Below are 16,968 nucleotides of genomic sequence, written 5' to 3' on the forward strand. Positions count from 1 at the left end.
TTTTTTTCAATTTGGTTAATTTAACTCTTTGATTTTAAGCATCAGTTATCAAACTTATACAATTATTGATAACATTCGACACGTTACAGAATCGACTATAAATAATTGTTGAGATTCGACAATAATGGCTAAGCGATAAAATAATCGGTATAAGCTCAGCGCAATAATTTCATAAAATTTATCATTTATATAAATTAACTTTTCAATATAAAGTACAATACATTAAATTGGTTATTAGCGCACAATAAGATACCGATTATTCAATGTGTTATAGAATAACTTTCTTATCATTGTCACTCAATCCAGTTATAATGGTGTTCAATGCAGTTTTAATTGTACAAGATAAAAACCTAGGTAATAGAATTGATTACTTACTCTATTTAAAAATTAAGTTCTGCGATCTACAAAAGTTTGTTATGGAGTGTTGCTAATGAGAAGTAATATAGACGGTCATTTTTTACTGATTGGTTTAATGGCATATCCTATTCGTCACAGCTTATCCCCTCAAATGCAAAATACCATTTATTCTAAATTGGATATTCCTTATGTCTATTTAGCTTTTGAAGTCGATCAAGAAAAGCTAGCCGATGCTATAAAAGGGCTTCGTGCACTAGGATTACGTGGTAGCGCTGTATCTATGCCAAATAAACAATTGGTTTGTAACTATTTGGATAAGTTGACTCCTGCTGTTGAAATGAGTGGCGCTTGTAATACTATTTCTAATGATAATGGTGTATTGACCGGTTATAACACAGATGGTATTGGTTATATGCGCATGCTCAAAGAAGCTGGGGTTGATGTTATTGGCAAAAAAATGACAATACTTGGAGCAGGTGGTGCAGCAACAGCAATTGTGGTTCAAGCAGCGCTCGACGGAGTAAATGAGATTGCTATCTTCAATCAAAAAGATGATTGCTATGCTAAAATTGAAACTGTTGCTAAAAAATTGAATGAAAACACCAAGTGTAAAGTTCAGGTTTTTGATCTTGCCAATGAAACGCAATTACGTAAAGCAATAGCTGATAGTGCCGTACTATGTAATGCGACTGGGGTTGGCATGAAACCACTAGAAGGACAGAGTTTAATAACCGACCCTACTCTACTAAGGCCTGAGCTTGTCGTCACTGATTGTATTTATAGCCCTCGCAAAACCAAATTATTAGAAATTGCTGAAAAACAAGGTTGTAAAACCTTAAATGGTATTGGCATGATGTTATGGCAGGGTGCTGCTCAAATAAAAATTTGGACGGGTGAAGATGCCCCCATTGAGTATGTAAAAGAGAAAATGGGATTTAATGATTAATAGATAGCAAGATTTTTTTTGGATTGAATTACTAGCTAATTATAACGATTTAAATGACTAAAAAAAGATAGTATCAATTTATTGAGCTTCAAATTGCTATCTGACTTAATATCAAAGAAAAGCGATACATTATTACTTTCTATTAATAAAAATTTATTGCTAATAGGATATGACATGAAAACAATTACTATAAAAAATATAGAGATAGGTAAAGGTGCCCCTAAAATCATTGTGCCACTAGTTGGTAAAACTGAAGAAGAACTGCTTGAAGAAATTACCTATCTACAAGATATCGATTTTGATGTTTTAGAATGGCGTGCCGATCATTATTGTCACGTTGATAATCCCGACTCGGTAAAGGCCATGGCAAAAAAAATGGCTGATTTATTACCAAATAAACCGATTTTATTTACCTTTCGAACTGCAAATGAAGGGGGGGTAAAACCTTGGCCGTTAAGCGCTTATGTTGAGTTAAATAAAACGATGGCATCAAGCGGTTTAGTTGATTTAATTGACGTTGAGGTGTTTATTGGTGATAGCTATGTTAAAGAAATTATCGATGTTGCCCATAAAAATAATGTCTTTGTTGTGGCTTCAAATCACGATTTTGAAAAAACACCGACTAAAAGCGGTATTATTTATCGATTACGTAAAATGCAAGATTTAGGTGCAGATATCCCTAAAATTGCGGTTATGCCCAAAAAGACTGAAGATGTATTAACACTTCTTGCCGCCACCACCGAAATGAATGAAATGTATGCCACTAAACCAATTATCACTATGTCAATGGCTGGTCTTGGCGCAATTAGTCGAATAGCTGGCACAATATTTGGTTCAGCAATGACATTTGGTGCGGCTAAAAATGCATCAGCCCCCGGACAGCTTGATGTTAAACAATTGCGTTATATCTTAGATGTGTTATATCGCTGTAAACAATAGCTCCATTATGCAATAAAATGTAAGATTCATTCCTATGAATAGCAGACACTTAGACTACCTAGCTTCATAAAGATAGGGGCAAATTTTACATTGTTTTTAATAAGTAATAACAAAAAATCAATTTATTCGTAGTGTCATGATTAATAAATATTTATAATACTGGATAATATCGTTATAACTTATCTTTTAAGTTATTAAAATAATACGGTCTAAAGATTGTGCAAATTAACTAACGATAAAATGCTAACAAGTATATACTCAATACATTGCTCTTTTCTGGTGTTAAAGATGCATTATTTAGCTTTACCAACAACATACTTATTTTAAGTTTGGTTGGTAAGTTAAAAATTAAAGAGATTAAAGTATATCAATAACACAAAAGTATGAGGTTTATTTTTTTATGTTCTCTTGGTGGACAAAAGCTTATTTTTTTCTTATCCAGATCCTAGTGAAACTTTTTGTCAAAAGTAAACCGATTCCAACAGATCCAATTACAGAACTAGGTTTAGATACGCACCGACCTGTTTTATATGTACTACCGTATAATTCACAAATCGACTTAATGGTAGTTCGCTCCCTATGCTTACAATATAAGCTACCCGACCCTTTAGATAGTATAGAGGTTAATGGTAAAACTGTACCAGCCTACATTTATATCGACAAAGGTCCTGGTATTTTTGCATCCAATCGCCAACAAAATAAAACCATCGAAATTTTAAAAGATTATATTTCGGCTCATCAACAAAATCCTAATCTTGATATACAAATGTTGCCCGTTTCGGTTATGTTTGGGCGCCGACCAGACAAAGAAGGCAAAAAAATGCCTTCACTACAAGTATTAGGTGCAACCTATAAATTGTTTAAGATTATCGTTTCTGGGCGTGATTGTTATACTCGTTTTTCTAAAACAGTTTCACTTAAGACTATTGAATTTGATGAAAAACAGGATATTTCTGTTTTAGCACATAAGCTAGCTCGGGTAGCACGTATTCATTTTGCAAAACTACGAATGGCATCAGTTGGTCCCAAATTACCCGTTCGGCAACAGATGCTAAATAAGTTACTAAATAGTCCAAGACTGGCCGATGCGATACAAGAAGAAGCAAAAAGTAAAAATATTAGCTTAGATAAAGCTAAAAAAAATGCATTAGCCAATTTAAACGAAATTGCCGCTAATTTCTCTTATCGTATGCTCAGAGTAACAGACTTTGTTCTTACTTGGGCCTGGCATAAACTTTACCAAGGACTGAAAGTCACCAATGCAGATCCTGTGCGTGAACTGGCACAAAATGGGCATGAGATTGTTTATGCGCCTTGTCATCGTAGTCATATGGATTATTTATTACTCTCCTACGTACTTTACCGACAAGGATTAGTCCCGCCTCACATAGCAGCGGGTATAAACCTGAATTTCTGGCCTGCAGGTCCAATATTTAGACGACTTGGCGCTTTTTTTATTCGTCGCTCATTTAGAGGAAATAAGTTATATACAGCAGTGTTTAGAGAATACTTAGCCGAACTGTTTATCCGTGGTTACGCTGTTGAATATTTTATTGAAGGTGGACGCTCACGTACAGGTAGATTACTTGATCCTAAAACAGGCATGTTAATGATGACAGTACAAACATTGTTACGTGGTGATGCAAGACCAATTACGGTTGTACCTGTGTATATAGGTTATGAACATGTTTTAGAAGTCGCAACTTACGCCAATGAACTACGCGGCGCACAAAAAGAAAAAGAAAGCTTATGGCATACACTTAAAGCTTTCTTAAAATTGAAAAAGTTAGGTTTTGGCTATGTCAACTTTGGTCACCCTATTTTGCTTAATCAATTTTTAAACCAACAGATACCTGAGTGGCGTGACGCAATCGAGCCAACAGGCACAGTTCGCCCTAACTGGTTAACGCCTACAACCAATTTACTCGCCAAGCAAATTATGGAACGGATTAATGCGTCAGCAGCAATTAATGCGATGAATTTATGTTGTTCAATACTATTGGCCGCAGATCAACGAGCGTTAACTAAAGTCAGACTACTTGAACACATCGACTATCTTCTAAAATTGTTAAAGAAAATCCCTTATTCCGATTTGATAACCATTCCCGATCAAACGCCAGAAGAGCTGTTTGAACACGCTAAAGAAATGGGAAAATTTGTGATTACAACAGATGAAGTGGGTGAAATGGTTGGCTTAACAACAGAGCAAGCCGTGCTAATGACGTATTATCGTAATAACATCCAGCATTTGCTAATCATCCCAGCGTTAGTTGCCAGAATTTTAATAAAGCATAATCGGATTTCTTCAGAAGAAGTGATTAATCAAATCAAATTATTATTCCCGTTAATCAAATCAGAGCTATTTCTTTATCATAATGATGAACAACTTACTCAATATGTGAATAAAATCATTGAAACTTACGCTGAGTTAAATTTAATTAGTTATTCACCTGATAAATTAACCTTAAATTATTTAAAAATGTCAGCATTACAATTACTTGCTTCATCCTCAAAAGATACTTTGCAGCGCTATATGATTGCGTTTTCTTTGTTACAAAAAGATCCGTCTATTAGTCGTGCTACTTTAGAAAAAGAAGGGCGGCTTATTGCCGAAAGATTATCGGTTTTACATGGTATTAATGCCCCAGAATTTTTTGATAAAGGCGTATTTGCTACATTAGTCAGCTCACTACGTGAACAAGGTTATTTAGATGATCAAGGTGGTGCTAATTTAGCTAAAATTGCCACTATGCATGAAACGCTTAAACCTTTGATTACGGCAAGAGTGATGCAAACTATAGACGAGATAAATCCTTTAGTAGCTCAATAAAATAGTCAATAAGTTTCAGAAAATCAATGATTACGATTAAGTAAAAATAAAGATTTATATCGAATACTTTTCTGAAGCTTATTTCAAAAAATAATTTTTTTATATCTTTTTTACTAAGCTTAAAACCTTTATTTTTGTCTTTTTTGACCTATGTCAAACTTTGTCAGTTCATTTCCGTTTTTTCCTTTATTTCTATTAAATAAACGATTATTATTAGTATAAATAGGGATGTTTATAGCCTCAAACATAATAAATCAAATAATGTAATGTCAGCTTTTTTAAGGAGTTCATATGCTATTGAACCGTAGACAGTTCTTTAAGATCTGTGCTGGTGGTATGGCAGGAACAACGGTAGCTACACTCGGATTAGCGCCAACTGTAGCACTCGCACAAACTCGCCAATATAAATTAATCAAATCAAAAGAAACGCGTAATAATTGTACCTACTGTTCGGTTGGATGTGGAATGTTACTCTACAGCCGTGGAGATGGCGCCAAAAATGCCGAATCGTCTATTTTTCATATCGAAGGCGATCCTGATCATCCTGTTAGTCGTGGTTCACTGTGCCCAAAAGGTGCCGGTGTCCTTGATTATATTAAAAGTGAGCAACGGGTTAAATATCCGGAATATCGCGCACCGGGCTCAGATAAATGGCAACGTATTAGTTGGGATGAAGCCATTGATCGCATTGCGCGTTTGATGAAAGCTGACCGAGATAAAAATTTTATCGAAAAAAATGAGAAAGGTACAACGGTTAATCGCTGGACAACTACCGGTTGGCTTGTCACATCGGCAGCAAGCAATGAAACGGGTTGGTTAGCTTTTAAAGTGGCGCGTGCGTTAGGCATGTTAAGCCTTGAAACCCAAGCAAGGGTTTGTCATGGTCCTTCTGTATCAAGCCTAGCGGCCACTTTTGGACGCGGCGCAATGACAAATAACTGGAATGATATCAAAAACGCAAATGTCGTTATTGTCATGGGGGGAAATGCAGCTGAAGCCCATCCAGTTGGATTTAAATGGGCTATTGAAGCCAAAATTACTAACGGAGCAGAACTGATCGCCATCGATCCGCGTTTTCATCGAACGGCTTCTGTTGCTGACCATTATGTCCCAATTCGTTCAGGAACAGATATCACATTTTTACTGGGTGTGATTAATTATTTAATTACCCATAACGAAGTCAACTTTGAATATTTGGTAACCCACAGTAATGCAAGTTTACTCGTACGCGATGATTTCAATTTTGATACCAATACCGGTTTATTTAGTGGTTATGATTCATCTAACCGCCAATACGATCAAACAACATGGGCCTATCAAAAAGATGAAAATGGTTATGCCCTCAGGGATAAAACACTGAGTCATCCTCGTTGTGTTTGGAACCTATTAAAACAACATGTTAGTCGTTATACACCTGAAATGGTCAATAAAGTAACCGGCAGTCCTATTGACAATTTTTTACATGTTTGCCGATCTTTAGCCAGTACTAAAACTAATGATAGAGCTGCGACGTTCTTATATGCTTTAGGGTGGACTCAGCATACTTATGGTTCACAAATTATCCGCACTGCAGCTATGATACAACTTATTTTAGGTAATATTGGTGTAATGGGCGGCGGAATTAACGCCTTACGTGGTCACTCCAATATTCAAGGTTTAACTGATGTCGGTTTATTATCTAACCGTTTACCTGCTTATCTTGATTTACCAAAAGAATCACAAATCACGCTCGCACAATATTTAGAAGAAAAAACACCCAAACCGCTTGGTCCGAGCGAAGTTAACTTTTGGGGCAATTATCCAAAATTCTTTGTCAGTTTTATGAAGTCAATGTACGGCGATAAATCAACAAAAGAGAACGATTGGGGTTTTGATTGGTTGCCTAAGTGGGACAAAACGTATGATGTTTTAAGATTTAGTAAGATGATGCGTGATAAACAAGCTAATGGCTTTATTTGTCAAGGGTTTAATCCACTTGCAGCGCTACCTGATAAAAACAGTATTCGTGAAGGTTTATCCAATCTAAAATTTTTGGTAAGCATTGATCCAATGCCAACAGAGACAGCCGAATTTTGGAAAAACCACGGTGAATCTAATGATGTCGATCCAAGTAAAATCCAAACAGAAGTTTTTAGATTACCATCAAACTGCTTTGCAGAAGAAAATGGCACCATTGTAAACTCTTCTCGATGGTTACAATGGCATTGGGCAGCGGCAAGACCACCTTATGAAGCAATATATGATCCAGAAATTATTGCACGTATCTTCTTAAGAATAAAAGAGCTATATGCCGAAGAAGGTGGTGCGTACCATGAAGCTATCGATAATTTAACTTGGGATTATCAAGACCCTGAAGGTCCAGCTGCCGAAGAGTTATCCAAGGAGTGTAATGGTCGAGCATTAGCAGATTTAACCGATGCTAATGGCAATGTCATACTTAAAAAAGGCCAGTTATTAAGCGGTTTTTCCCAATTAAAAGCCGACGGAACTACGTCTTCAGGTATTTGGATCTTTTGTGGTTCCTGGACAGAACAAGGTAACCAAATGGCAAGACGCGATCCTAGCGATCCATCAGGTAAAGGCGTTCATGCTGGTTGGGCTTGGGCGTGGCCAATGAATCGACGAGTCTTGTATAACCGCGCATCAGCAGATGAAAATGGTAAACCTTACGATCCTAAACGCGTTTTAGTCAAATGGAATGGCTCAAGTTGGGTAGGAAATGATGTACCTGACTTTACCGCAACCTTATCACCAAGCACTGGTGCGGGTGCTTTTATCATGAATAATGATGGTTTAGGTGGACTATTTTGCTTAAATCGACTAGTTGATGGACCATTCCCTGAACATTATGAACCATTTGAAACACCTATTACGACCAATCCTCTGCACCCAAGTCAAATTAGTAGTCCTGTGGCTCGTGCATTTAAAGAGGATTTAGCGCGATTAGGTAATGCTGAACAATTTCCTTATGTGGGTACGACTTATAGTATTACCGAACATTTTCATTTTTGGACTCAGCATGCAAGACTAGCATCAATTACTCAACCTGAACAATTTATAGAGCTGAGTGAAAATCTAGCCAATAAAAAAGGTATTAAACTTGGCGATACCGTAAAAGTCACTTCATACCGAGGCTATATTAAGGCTAAAGCGGTTGTGACTAAGCGCCTTCCAACATTGACTGTTGATGGTAAAGAAATCGAAACCATTGGAATTCCGATCGTTTGGGGATTCACAGGTCAGACTAAGAAAGGATTTTTAGTGAATGAATTAACGCCACATTTAGGTGACGCTAATTCACAAACTCCAGAATATAAATCATTCTTAGTCAATATCGAGAAAGTTACCACTGCGGCATAAAAGGAGGGAAAATTATGTCATTACAAACTCAAGATATTATTCGCCGCTCTGCAACAAATGCATTAACTCCGGCTCCACGAGCTCGAGATTATCAACAAGAAGTGGCTAAATTAATTGATGTAACTACGTGTATTGGTTGCAAAGCATGTCAAGTCGCTTGTAGCGAATGGAATGATTTGCGAGCCGAAATTGGTCATACTGTCGGCGTATATGATAATCCAGCAGATTTAGAACCTAAAGCATGGACGGTAATGCGCTATTCAGAAGTTGAAGTCAATGGTAAATTTGAATGGCTTATTCGTAAAGATGGTTGTATGCACTGTGCCGATCCTGGTTGTTTAAAAGCTTGCCCATCTGAAGGTGCAATCATACAGTATGCGAATGGAATTGTTGATTTTCAATCAGAGCATTGTATTGGTTGTGGTTACTGTGTGGCGGGTTGTCCATTTAATATTCCTCGGGTCAGTAAAGAAGATAATCATTCTTACAAATGCACTTTATGTGTCGATCGCGTAGCGGTTGGTCAAGAACCCGCTTGTGTTAAAACCTGCCCAACTGGCGCTATCCATTTTGGTACAAAGCAAGATATGATTCGCCATGCAGAACATCGAATCGAAGATTTGAAAAAACGCGGTTTTGAACACGCAGGTCTTTATGATCCTCAAGGTGTAGGGGGAACTCATGTTATGTACGTCTTACATCATGCTGATCAACCTGAGCTATACCATGGTTTACCAAAAGATCCACATATTAGCGAAGTTGTTAAATTCTGGAAAGGTGCATGGAAGCCACTTTCAGCTGCTGCGTTTGTTGCAACATTTGGAGGTTTATTGTTCCATTATATGGGTGTTGGCGCAATTGAAGTGGATGAAGAAGACATTGAACATGAAAAACAGGCTGATGCACAAGCCCGAAAACGACTAGGTTTGCCAGCTTTTTCACGAAAAAATACAGCAAATTCATCACAACAGGAGAGCCATCATGAATAAGAAAGGCATGATACTTAGAACACCACTTATTGTTCGCTTCTGTCACTGGTGTATGGTATGTCTGTTTATTTTAACTGCACTATCTGGACTGTCATTATTTTTTCCTTCAATAAAATTATTTGGATTAGTGCTTGGTACCCCGCAATTAGTTAGGGCATTACACCCAATTATTGGCTGTATTGTGTTTGTCCTTTTAATGTTTATGTTTGTAAAACTGGCTCACCATAATATTCCTAATAAGAACGATCTTATCTGGATAAAAAACTTCAAAAAAGTGATTATGGGTAAAGAAGAAGGTATTCCTATTGGCAAATATAATGTGGGTCAAAAGTTTCTATTTTGGTGCATTATGAGTTTAATTTTTGTGTTATTTGTGACAGGAATGATCATGTGGCGCCGATATGTTTCTGATTACTTTCCAATACCAATTGTTCGTTTAGCTATCTTTTTCCACTCTTTTGCGGCAATTTGTTTAATCTTACTTGCTATTGGTCATGCTTATATGGCAATTTGGGTTAAAGGTTCGATTAAAGGAATGATAACAGGCTACGTTTCACGTGCTTGGGCACGAAAAAATCATTCATCTTGGTATGAAGCAGAAATGTCAAAAATATACCAAGAAGAACTTAAAACAAGTACCGAAGCTAAAGAAGCTCAATCGACTAAAATAGAACAAAAGCCCGCTTAATAAAACTTTGTAGATTAAACGCCTAATCTCCGCTGATACTGATCAGCGGAATAAGCTAATTTGGCATTAAGATTTAGATAAAATAATAATTATGGTCATTAATAATGAGTATTAAAATCATCCCTCAGCAGCAACTTGAACAACAAACTATAAACTCTGTTATTAGGCAAATTCCATTATTATTTTATCCCTCACCTAAAACACTGTATATTCGTCGTGCAAAACGACTAAAAGAGTTAGCCGCAAAAAGCACATTCAGTGATTATCTTAACTTTTGTGCAGCAATAGCTGAGCAACAAGCTAATTTAGTTAAACACAATCCAATTAATATTGAGATTGTAAACATCAAAAACAGTGAATATCCGCCATTAAGTTTAGCCAATCTTCCTTTATCGACCTTTTGGCAAGATTATCTAAATCAGTTATTCACGCTAATGACTAACACAACCGAACAAGTTACTTCAGTTATACACCAGCTGAAACAAAATAGTACACAACAATTACAAGAAAAAGCACTTCATTTACTCAATGGTGAGTTTGAATGTGTAGCAGGGAATGAAGCAGTATTTATCTGGTCTGCTTTATCGGTTTATTACTGCCAACTTGCCAGCCAAGTTAAAGGTAAAGCGATAGCAGAAAGCACAGATAAAAATTGGCTATGTCCAGTCTGTAATAGTATGCCTGTTGCCAGTATTATCCAATTAGGTAGTAATAATGGTTTACGATATTTACATTGCAGTTTATGTGAAAGCGAATGGTATGTACCTAGAATAAAATGTACTAGCTGTGACAATATGAAAGATATTCAATACTTTTCATTAGATAATGAATTAGCTGCAACAAAAACGGAGTGTTGTGATGCTTGTCACAGTTACTTAAAAATTTTAGATCAAGATAAAGATCCTCACATTGAAATCGTTGCTGACGATATTGCTTCCTTAATATTAGATATTAAAACTGAAGAAGAAGGATATGCCAAAAGTGGGATAAACCCATTTATATTTGCCCAATAAAAAACCAAGTGTAAAAGCGTTATTCATTAAAGTTATCTAAGCTAGATTTCTAATATAACTTACATTTTTGAGGATTTTATAAATACAACTTAACTTTTTTTATTAATAAGGCTAGAATGACACTATTGTACTAGTTGATGAGTGTATTTTATGAAGCGCTTTATTTTATTGATAATATTGTTTTTGCTTACGCCTTTTTTTAGTTTTGCCGATTCGATAAAAAATGTAGCTATTACCGCGATAGTTGAACATCCCTCATTAGATCAAATTCGTGATGGTGTAAAAGATGAGTTAACTAATAGTGGCTTTAAATTAAATGAGAATTTAACTGTGCAATATAAAAGTGCACAGGGTAGCAGTGCAACAGCAGCTCAAATAGCACGGCAATTTGTCGCGGCAAAACCTGATGTGATTGTTGCTATTGCCACACCTAGTGCTCAAGCAACTGCGGCAGCGACTAAACAAATCCCAATCGTTTTTGCTGGCATTACCGATCCGATTGCAGCTAAATTAGTTAAAAATTGGCAGCCTACAGGTACCAATATTACCGGTGTTTCTGATTACCAAGAAATTGGACCACAAATTGATTTTATGAAGAAGATCGTTCCTAACATGAAGTCAGTTGGTTATATTTATAGCCCAAGTGAAATTAACTCAACTGTTGTATTAAAAAATCTTCAAACACAGCTAGCCGCACAAAATATGATACTTTTTGCAGTTCCCGCACAGCGAACAGCAGATATTTCAACAGCCGCAAATACGTTAAAAGGTAAAGTTGATTTAATCTATACAACTACCGATAACAATGTCGTTTCAGCCTATGAGTCGTTAGTTAAATTTGCGAATGAAAATAAAATTCCACTTTTAGCATCATTTCCTGATGCCATAGAGCGAGGAGCCGTCGCCGCTTATGGTATGAGTTATTACGATGTTGGTCGACAATCGGGAAAACTTGTGGTTAGAATATTAAAGGGCGAAAAACCAGGTAACATTGCTCCCGAAATAGGGCAAGCATTACAGTTAGTGATTAACCTTGATGCGGCTAAAAAACAAGGCATTACGTTACCAACCGACGTTATCCAATCTGCTTATAAAGTTATTGGGCAATAGCTAATTCCTACAATAAATTTCTTCACAATATTGCTCACTATAGTGAGCAATAATCATGCAAAAACTCATTGATATTCAATATAGAATGTAACATATATAATTAATCATCATCTATAGATAATAACTAAGATTAGAGAAAATAATTAAGTTTTGCACTTAACTTGTAATGAAATATTTACACTCATAACTATTTTTCAGTGTAGATATTTATTCAGTTTTGCTTTATAGTAACTGAATATTCAGTTTGGTTGTAAAAAAAATATTACAGGAGTACTCATATGCGTAATTCTATTATAAAAATTTGTATGCTACTCGGTTTATCGGCAGTCGCTTTTTTATCTTCGGCAGAGCCACAAAATGAACAAAAATACGTTGCTATCACTGCAATTGTTGAACACCCAGCATTAGACAATGTTCGTAAAGGGGTTGAAGATGAATTAAAAGAGAGTGGTTATATTGCAGGTAAAAACTTGAAATTACAATTTGCCAGCGCACAAGGTAGTAGTGCTAATGCTGCCCAAATTGCTAAACAGTTTGCTGCAAGTAAACCCGATGCTATTGTCGCAATTGCCACACCTAGCTCGCAAGCGTTAGTTGCAACAACGAAAACGATTCCGATTGTTTTCACAGCAGTTACCGATCCTGTCGCTGCAAAATTAACGCCAAGTTGGGAAGCGTCAAAAACAAATGTCACAGGTGTATCTGACGCGCTATCATTAGATTCTCAAATAGAAATGATGTTAAAGATTAAACCTGATGCAAAAAATATTGGTTACGTTTATAGCCCAAGTGAAGTGAACTCAACAATTGTTCTTAAAGCATTGCAAGTGGCTTTAGATAAACGCGGAATGAAAATTATTGCCGCCCCAGCCCAGCGGACTTCTGATATCTCAACTGCAGCTAGAAGCTTAAAGGGTAAAGTTGATATGATTTATACAACAACCGATAATAATGTTGTTTCCGCTTATGAAGCTTTAGCCAAAGTTGCTAATGAAAGTAAAATTCCTTTATTGGCATCCGATCCCGATTCTGCTGAGCGAGGCGCGATTGCCGCTTTGGGTATGAGTTATTACGATCTAGGTCGACAAGCTGGTAAAATTGTCATTCGTATACTCAATGGAGAAAAACCAGGTGATATTCCACCTCAAATTGGTAATGTTACCCAATTAACAATTAATAAAAAAGCTGCAGAACGCCAAGGCGTGACATTATCTGAAGATGTATTAAAATCTGCAGCAAAAGTTGTCGAAAAATAATTTTTTACTCTTTCAACACCTAACCGCCGACTTTGGCGGTTACTTTTAATGGATCGTTTTCATGTCTTTTGAATTTTTATTAGGCTCAATTGGAATTGGACTTATTTATGCACTGGTTAGTTTAGGTGTATTTATCTCATTCCGTTTACTTGATTTTCCTGATCTTACTGCCGATGCCAGTTTTCCACTTGGCGGTGCTGTTTGTGGATTATGTATCTATATCGGTATCGATCCTTGGATAGCTACGTTATTAGGTATGTTTGCTGGTTGTATTGCAGGTGCATTGACAGGCATACTGTATGTCAAACTCAATATATTACAATTACTTTCTAGTATTATTGTAATGATTGGACTTTACTCGATCAATTTACGAATTTTAGGTATTGGACCTTATATCATGGGTGAAACACCTAAAATGGCTGGTTCGCCTAACCTCTCTTTATTGGATGCTAGAACAATATTTTCGCCTTTCATTACCGAAGATTACAGTAATCAATATATCGTCCAACCATTAATGGTATTAGGATTTGTCATTGTGTTGTGGATAATACTAAATTTATTTTTAAACACACAGATGGGGTTAGCATTACGAGCAACCGGAACAAATCAAAGAATGGCCAAATCTCAAGGTATTCCGACAGGAGAGATAACTATTTTAGGCATGGCTATATCAAATGGTCTAATTGCACTTGGTGGATCGTTGTTTGTGCAAACTCAAGGGGGGTCTGATATCACCATTGGTGTGGGAACAATTGTTATTGGACTTGCTTCTATTATCATTGGTGAAAGTATATTTCCAACTAAACGCATTTGGGCTGTAATGCTTGCGGTTATTTTTGGTTCTATTTTGTATCGATTATTTATTGCCTTTGCCCTAAGTAACGAATTTTTACAAAATATAGGTGTAGGTACAGAAGATTTAAATCTTATTACTGCAATATTAGTTGTGCTTGCTTTGGTTCTACCTAAACAGCTAAAAAAGCATTCAAAGAAAAGAGGAAGTAAACATGATTAAAGTTGGAGAATTGCAATTAACTTTTAATCAGGGTACGCCGATTGAAAATCATGTATTACGCGGATTAAATCTTAATATTAGTGAGGGAGAATTTGTTACTATTATAGGAAGTAATGGTGCGGGAAAAAGCTCACTACTTAATGTAATTAGTGGCGATTTATTTGTTGACTCAGGTAGTATTATTATAAATGGACAAGATGTTACGCGTTGGCCAGCATGGAAAAGAGCGGGTATGGTTGCTAGAGTATTTCAAGATCCGATGGTAGGGACTTGTGAGAATTTAACTATCGAAGAAAATCTCGCTATTGCCTACAACCGTGGACATCGTTTTACCCTATCACCAGCGCTAAACCGTAAACTACGTATCTTATTTAAAGACAAATTAGCTACTTTAAATTTAGGGCTTGAAAATCGATTATCCGATATGATGGGTTTGCTATCTGGTGGACAGCGACAGGCAGTGAGTTTATTAATGTCAACATTACAACCTTCAAAAGTATTATTACTTGATGAACATACTGCTGCACTCGATCCTAAAACAGCACAATTTGTTTTAGAACTAACTAATGATATTGTTTCTAAAAACCGTTTAACAACAATAATGGTAACACATTCAATGAAACAAGCTTTAGAATATGGTAATAGAACAGTGATGCTTCATCAAGGGCAGGTGGTACTTGATGTCTCAGGAGAACAACGCGATAAACTAACCGTTACTGATTTATTAGATATGTTTGAAAAAACACGAGGCGAAAAAGTCACTGACGATGCCCTACTTTTAGGTTAATAATTATGATAAGCAATATTTTTAATTAAAATATTGCTTTCTTTACTCAAAAGAATCCTTCTATACGCGTTTAGTATCTTATTTTTTCCTATCACATTTTCTCCAAACATCGTATAGTATGAACACAAATTACTTGTTTATATTCATCAATAATAAGTAAAAACAGCTATTTTATTAAGGAGAAAATATGAAAAAAACACTATTATCTTTAGCACTTATCACATTAACCTCAACTGCTTTTGCCAACGAACCAGTCAAATCAGTAGAAAATGCAGCAGCTGACGTAAATCAAAATACAAAAACATTCCACGGTAAAAACCACTTACCATTAAATCACCAAAAACCGTTGTTGGATATTACAATTACTAGCAATAATCCAGAAGAAACCATCAAAAAAATTACAACATTCTTTCCAGAAGAGAAAGGAAAACAATATAGTGTGCATGTTTCTATTAGTGAGTTGCCTGAATTGAATGATAATACTCAAAAACCACAAACAGAAAAAACACCTGAAACTAACACCCCAGAAAATAATGCACAAAATTAATGATTATTGAATTAAAAAGCCCAATATTAATTGGGCCTTTTTATCTGTGTTTAAAACACGTTGATAATTTTTCACGGACTATCATTAGCGCAAACCCTAATAAATTTTTGCCACACCACGTTAATGGATTATCAATATTTGGGGCATCTTGGGATAAACCGATTCCCCATATGTTATCAACTGGACTCGCTTCAACTAAAATACGTTGTTGAGTAGCTAGTAAAAAATTAGCTAATTGTTGATTTTGCGAAAATTTGGCTAAGTTACCTTTAATAACGATAGATAAACACTGCTCTTCCCATATTTAAGGTATAAATCCTGTTATTTGACGGCCAAGCGCCTTAGCCAAACCAGGATTATTTGCATTTAGGATATCTTGTAACATCTTTTGATCGTTAAATAATCTCGCTTTTTCTGCCATCATATAATGCTCAGCCGTTGCATAATCAATACCGTCAATGTTGAAATGGCTTGGATACCATTGACTAAAACAGGACTTGGTAATAATGGATGCGGGTTCCTTCTGTTTATGGCTCCAAAAATATAGATATTTGAAACGCTCTCCATTGCTATAACGTTGACATAATTGGTAAATATCCATAGTGCGTTCCTTTGTTCTAGATTAACATATTATAATAATTATGTTTTATAGTAACAATTAAACACATGAATTAGCTTGCTAATATTACCGCTTATAAATATTGAGTGAATCATAACCGCATAGAAAATAAAGCATAAATTAACATTAAATAAATCAAGAAGTATAACTCGATAATAAATACCTAGATTAATTGAGATATGACTAAACAAGTTGAATAAAAAATGAAAATTAAAATAGATAACTTAATTTTTGATTAGCAAAAACAGAGGAAATTGAGATCTTCTTATTTTATAAAAATAATAAATAACATAGTGCTTAGTAAATCAATATCTAGCTACATTTAAAACGGGGTAATAATTTCAAAATCATCGACCCGCTGCGTCACTTATCATCTATATTACCGTAAAAGCAAAAAAGCCCAGCATCTCTGCTGGGCTCTCGCGCTAATTTAAAAGTCTGGCGGCACCCTACTCTCACATGGGTAATACCCACACTACCATCGGCACTACGGCGTTTCACTTCTGAGTTCG

12 protein-coding genes and 1 pseudogene are annotated in these 16,968 nt (G+C 35.8%); 12 read left to right on the forward strand and 1 reads right to left on the reverse strand.

Annotation, left to right across the window (positions count from 1 at the left end; translation table 11 throughout):
• The first annotated feature begins 430 nt into the window (after nucleotides 1-430).
• The 12 genes from J3U56_RS09025 (at nucleotide 431) to J3U56_RS09080 (ending at nucleotide 15,837) form a co-directional block, all read left to right on the forward strand.
• The gene (locus tag J3U56_RS09025) at nucleotides 431-1,303 is read left to right on the forward strand and encodes a shikimate dehydrogenase (protein ID WP_267334116.1); all 873 of its coding nucleotides are present in this window, start codon (nucleotides 431-433) and stop codon (nucleotides 1,301-1,303) included.
• Between the two features lie 174 nt (nucleotides 1,304-1,477).
• Nucleotides 1,478-2,242, forward strand: a complete 765-nt coding sequence (gene aroD, locus J3U56_RS09030) for a type I 3-dehydroquinate dehydratase (protein WP_267367409.1) — start codon at nucleotides 1,478-1,480, stop codon at nucleotides 2,240-2,242.
• Between the two features lie 400 nt (nucleotides 2,243-2,642).
• The gene (gene plsB, locus J3U56_RS09035) at nucleotides 2,643-5,072 is read left to right on the forward strand and encodes a glycerol-3-phosphate 1-O-acyltransferase PlsB (RefSeq protein WP_267367412.1); all 2,430 of its coding nucleotides are present in this window, start codon (nucleotides 2,643-2,645) and stop codon (nucleotides 5,070-5,072) included.
• Nucleotides 5,073-5,363: 291 nt separating this feature from the next.
• Complete coding sequence (gene fdnG, locus J3U56_RS09040) at nucleotides 5,364-8,432, forward strand: formate dehydrogenase-N subunit alpha (protein WP_267344519.1); 3,069 nt, start codon at nucleotides 5,364-5,366, stop codon at nucleotides 8,430-8,432.
• A gap of 14 nt (nucleotides 8,433-8,446) precedes the next feature.
• Nucleotides 8,447-9,421, forward strand: coding sequence for a formate dehydrogenase subunit beta (gene fdxH, locus J3U56_RS09045; RefSeq protein ID WP_323849464.1), 975 nt, complete (start codon nucleotides 8,447-8,449; stop codon nucleotides 9,419-9,421).
• The gene (locus tag J3U56_RS09050) at nucleotides 9,414-10,109 is read left to right on the forward strand and encodes a formate dehydrogenase subunit gamma (protein WP_267334112.1); all 696 of its coding nucleotides are present in this window, start codon (nucleotides 9,414-9,416) and stop codon (nucleotides 10,107-10,109) included. The genes fdxH and J3U56_RS09050 overlap by 8 nt, the downstream gene beginning before the upstream one ends.
• A 104-nt stretch (nucleotides 10,110-10,213) precedes the next feature.
• Nucleotides 10,214-11,122: a formate dehydrogenase accessory protein FdhE gene (fdhE, locus tag J3U56_RS09055; RefSeq protein ID WP_267344517.1), complete on the forward strand. Its 909-nt coding sequence runs from the start codon at nucleotides 10,214-10,216 to the stop codon at nucleotides 11,120-11,122.
• 150 nt (nucleotides 11,123-11,272) lie between these two features.
• Nucleotides 11,273-12,232: an ABC transporter substrate-binding protein gene (locus J3U56_RS09060; RefSeq protein WP_267334110.1), complete on the forward strand. Its 960-nt coding sequence runs from the start codon at nucleotides 11,273-11,275 to the stop codon at nucleotides 12,230-12,232.
• Between the two features lie 278 nt (nucleotides 12,233-12,510).
• Nucleotides 12,511-13,488 carry an ABC transporter substrate-binding protein gene (locus tag J3U56_RS09065; RefSeq protein WP_267334109.1) on the forward strand — a complete coding sequence of 326 codons (978 nt, stop codon included), beginning with the start codon at nucleotides 12,511-12,513 and terminating at the stop codon, nucleotides 13,486-13,488.
• A 61-nt stretch (nucleotides 13,489-13,549) separates the two neighbouring features.
• Nucleotides 13,550-14,503, forward strand: coding sequence for an ABC transporter permease (locus J3U56_RS09070; protein ID WP_267367415.1), 954 nt, complete (start codon nucleotides 13,550-13,552; stop codon nucleotides 14,501-14,503).
• A complete protein-coding gene (locus J3U56_RS09075) occupies nucleotides 14,496-15,290 on the forward strand; it encodes an ABC transporter ATP-binding protein (protein WP_267334107.1) in 795 nt (264 codons plus the stop codon). The genes J3U56_RS09070 and J3U56_RS09075 overlap by 8 nt, the downstream gene beginning before the upstream one ends.
• A 187-nt stretch (nucleotides 15,291-15,477) precedes the next feature.
• Nucleotides 15,478-15,837 carry a hypothetical protein gene (locus tag J3U56_RS09080; RefSeq protein ID WP_267367418.1) on the forward strand — a complete coding sequence of 120 codons (360 nt, stop codon included), beginning with the start codon at nucleotides 15,478-15,480 and terminating at the stop codon, nucleotides 15,835-15,837.
• 40 nt (nucleotides 15,838-15,877) lie between these two features.
• On the opposite strand, the pseudogene J3U56_RS09085 reads toward J3U56_RS09080, so the two are convergent.
• Nucleotides 15,878-16,438, reverse strand: a pseudogene (locus tag J3U56_RS09085) (NADAR family protein).
• Nucleotides 16,439-16,968 lie beyond the last annotated feature (530 nt).

It is taken from the genome of Gilliamella sp. B2824 (assembly GCF_026536245.1).
In the GTDB taxonomy this organism is placed as follows: domain Bacteria; phylum Pseudomonadota; class Gammaproteobacteria; order Enterobacterales; family Orbaceae; genus Gilliamella.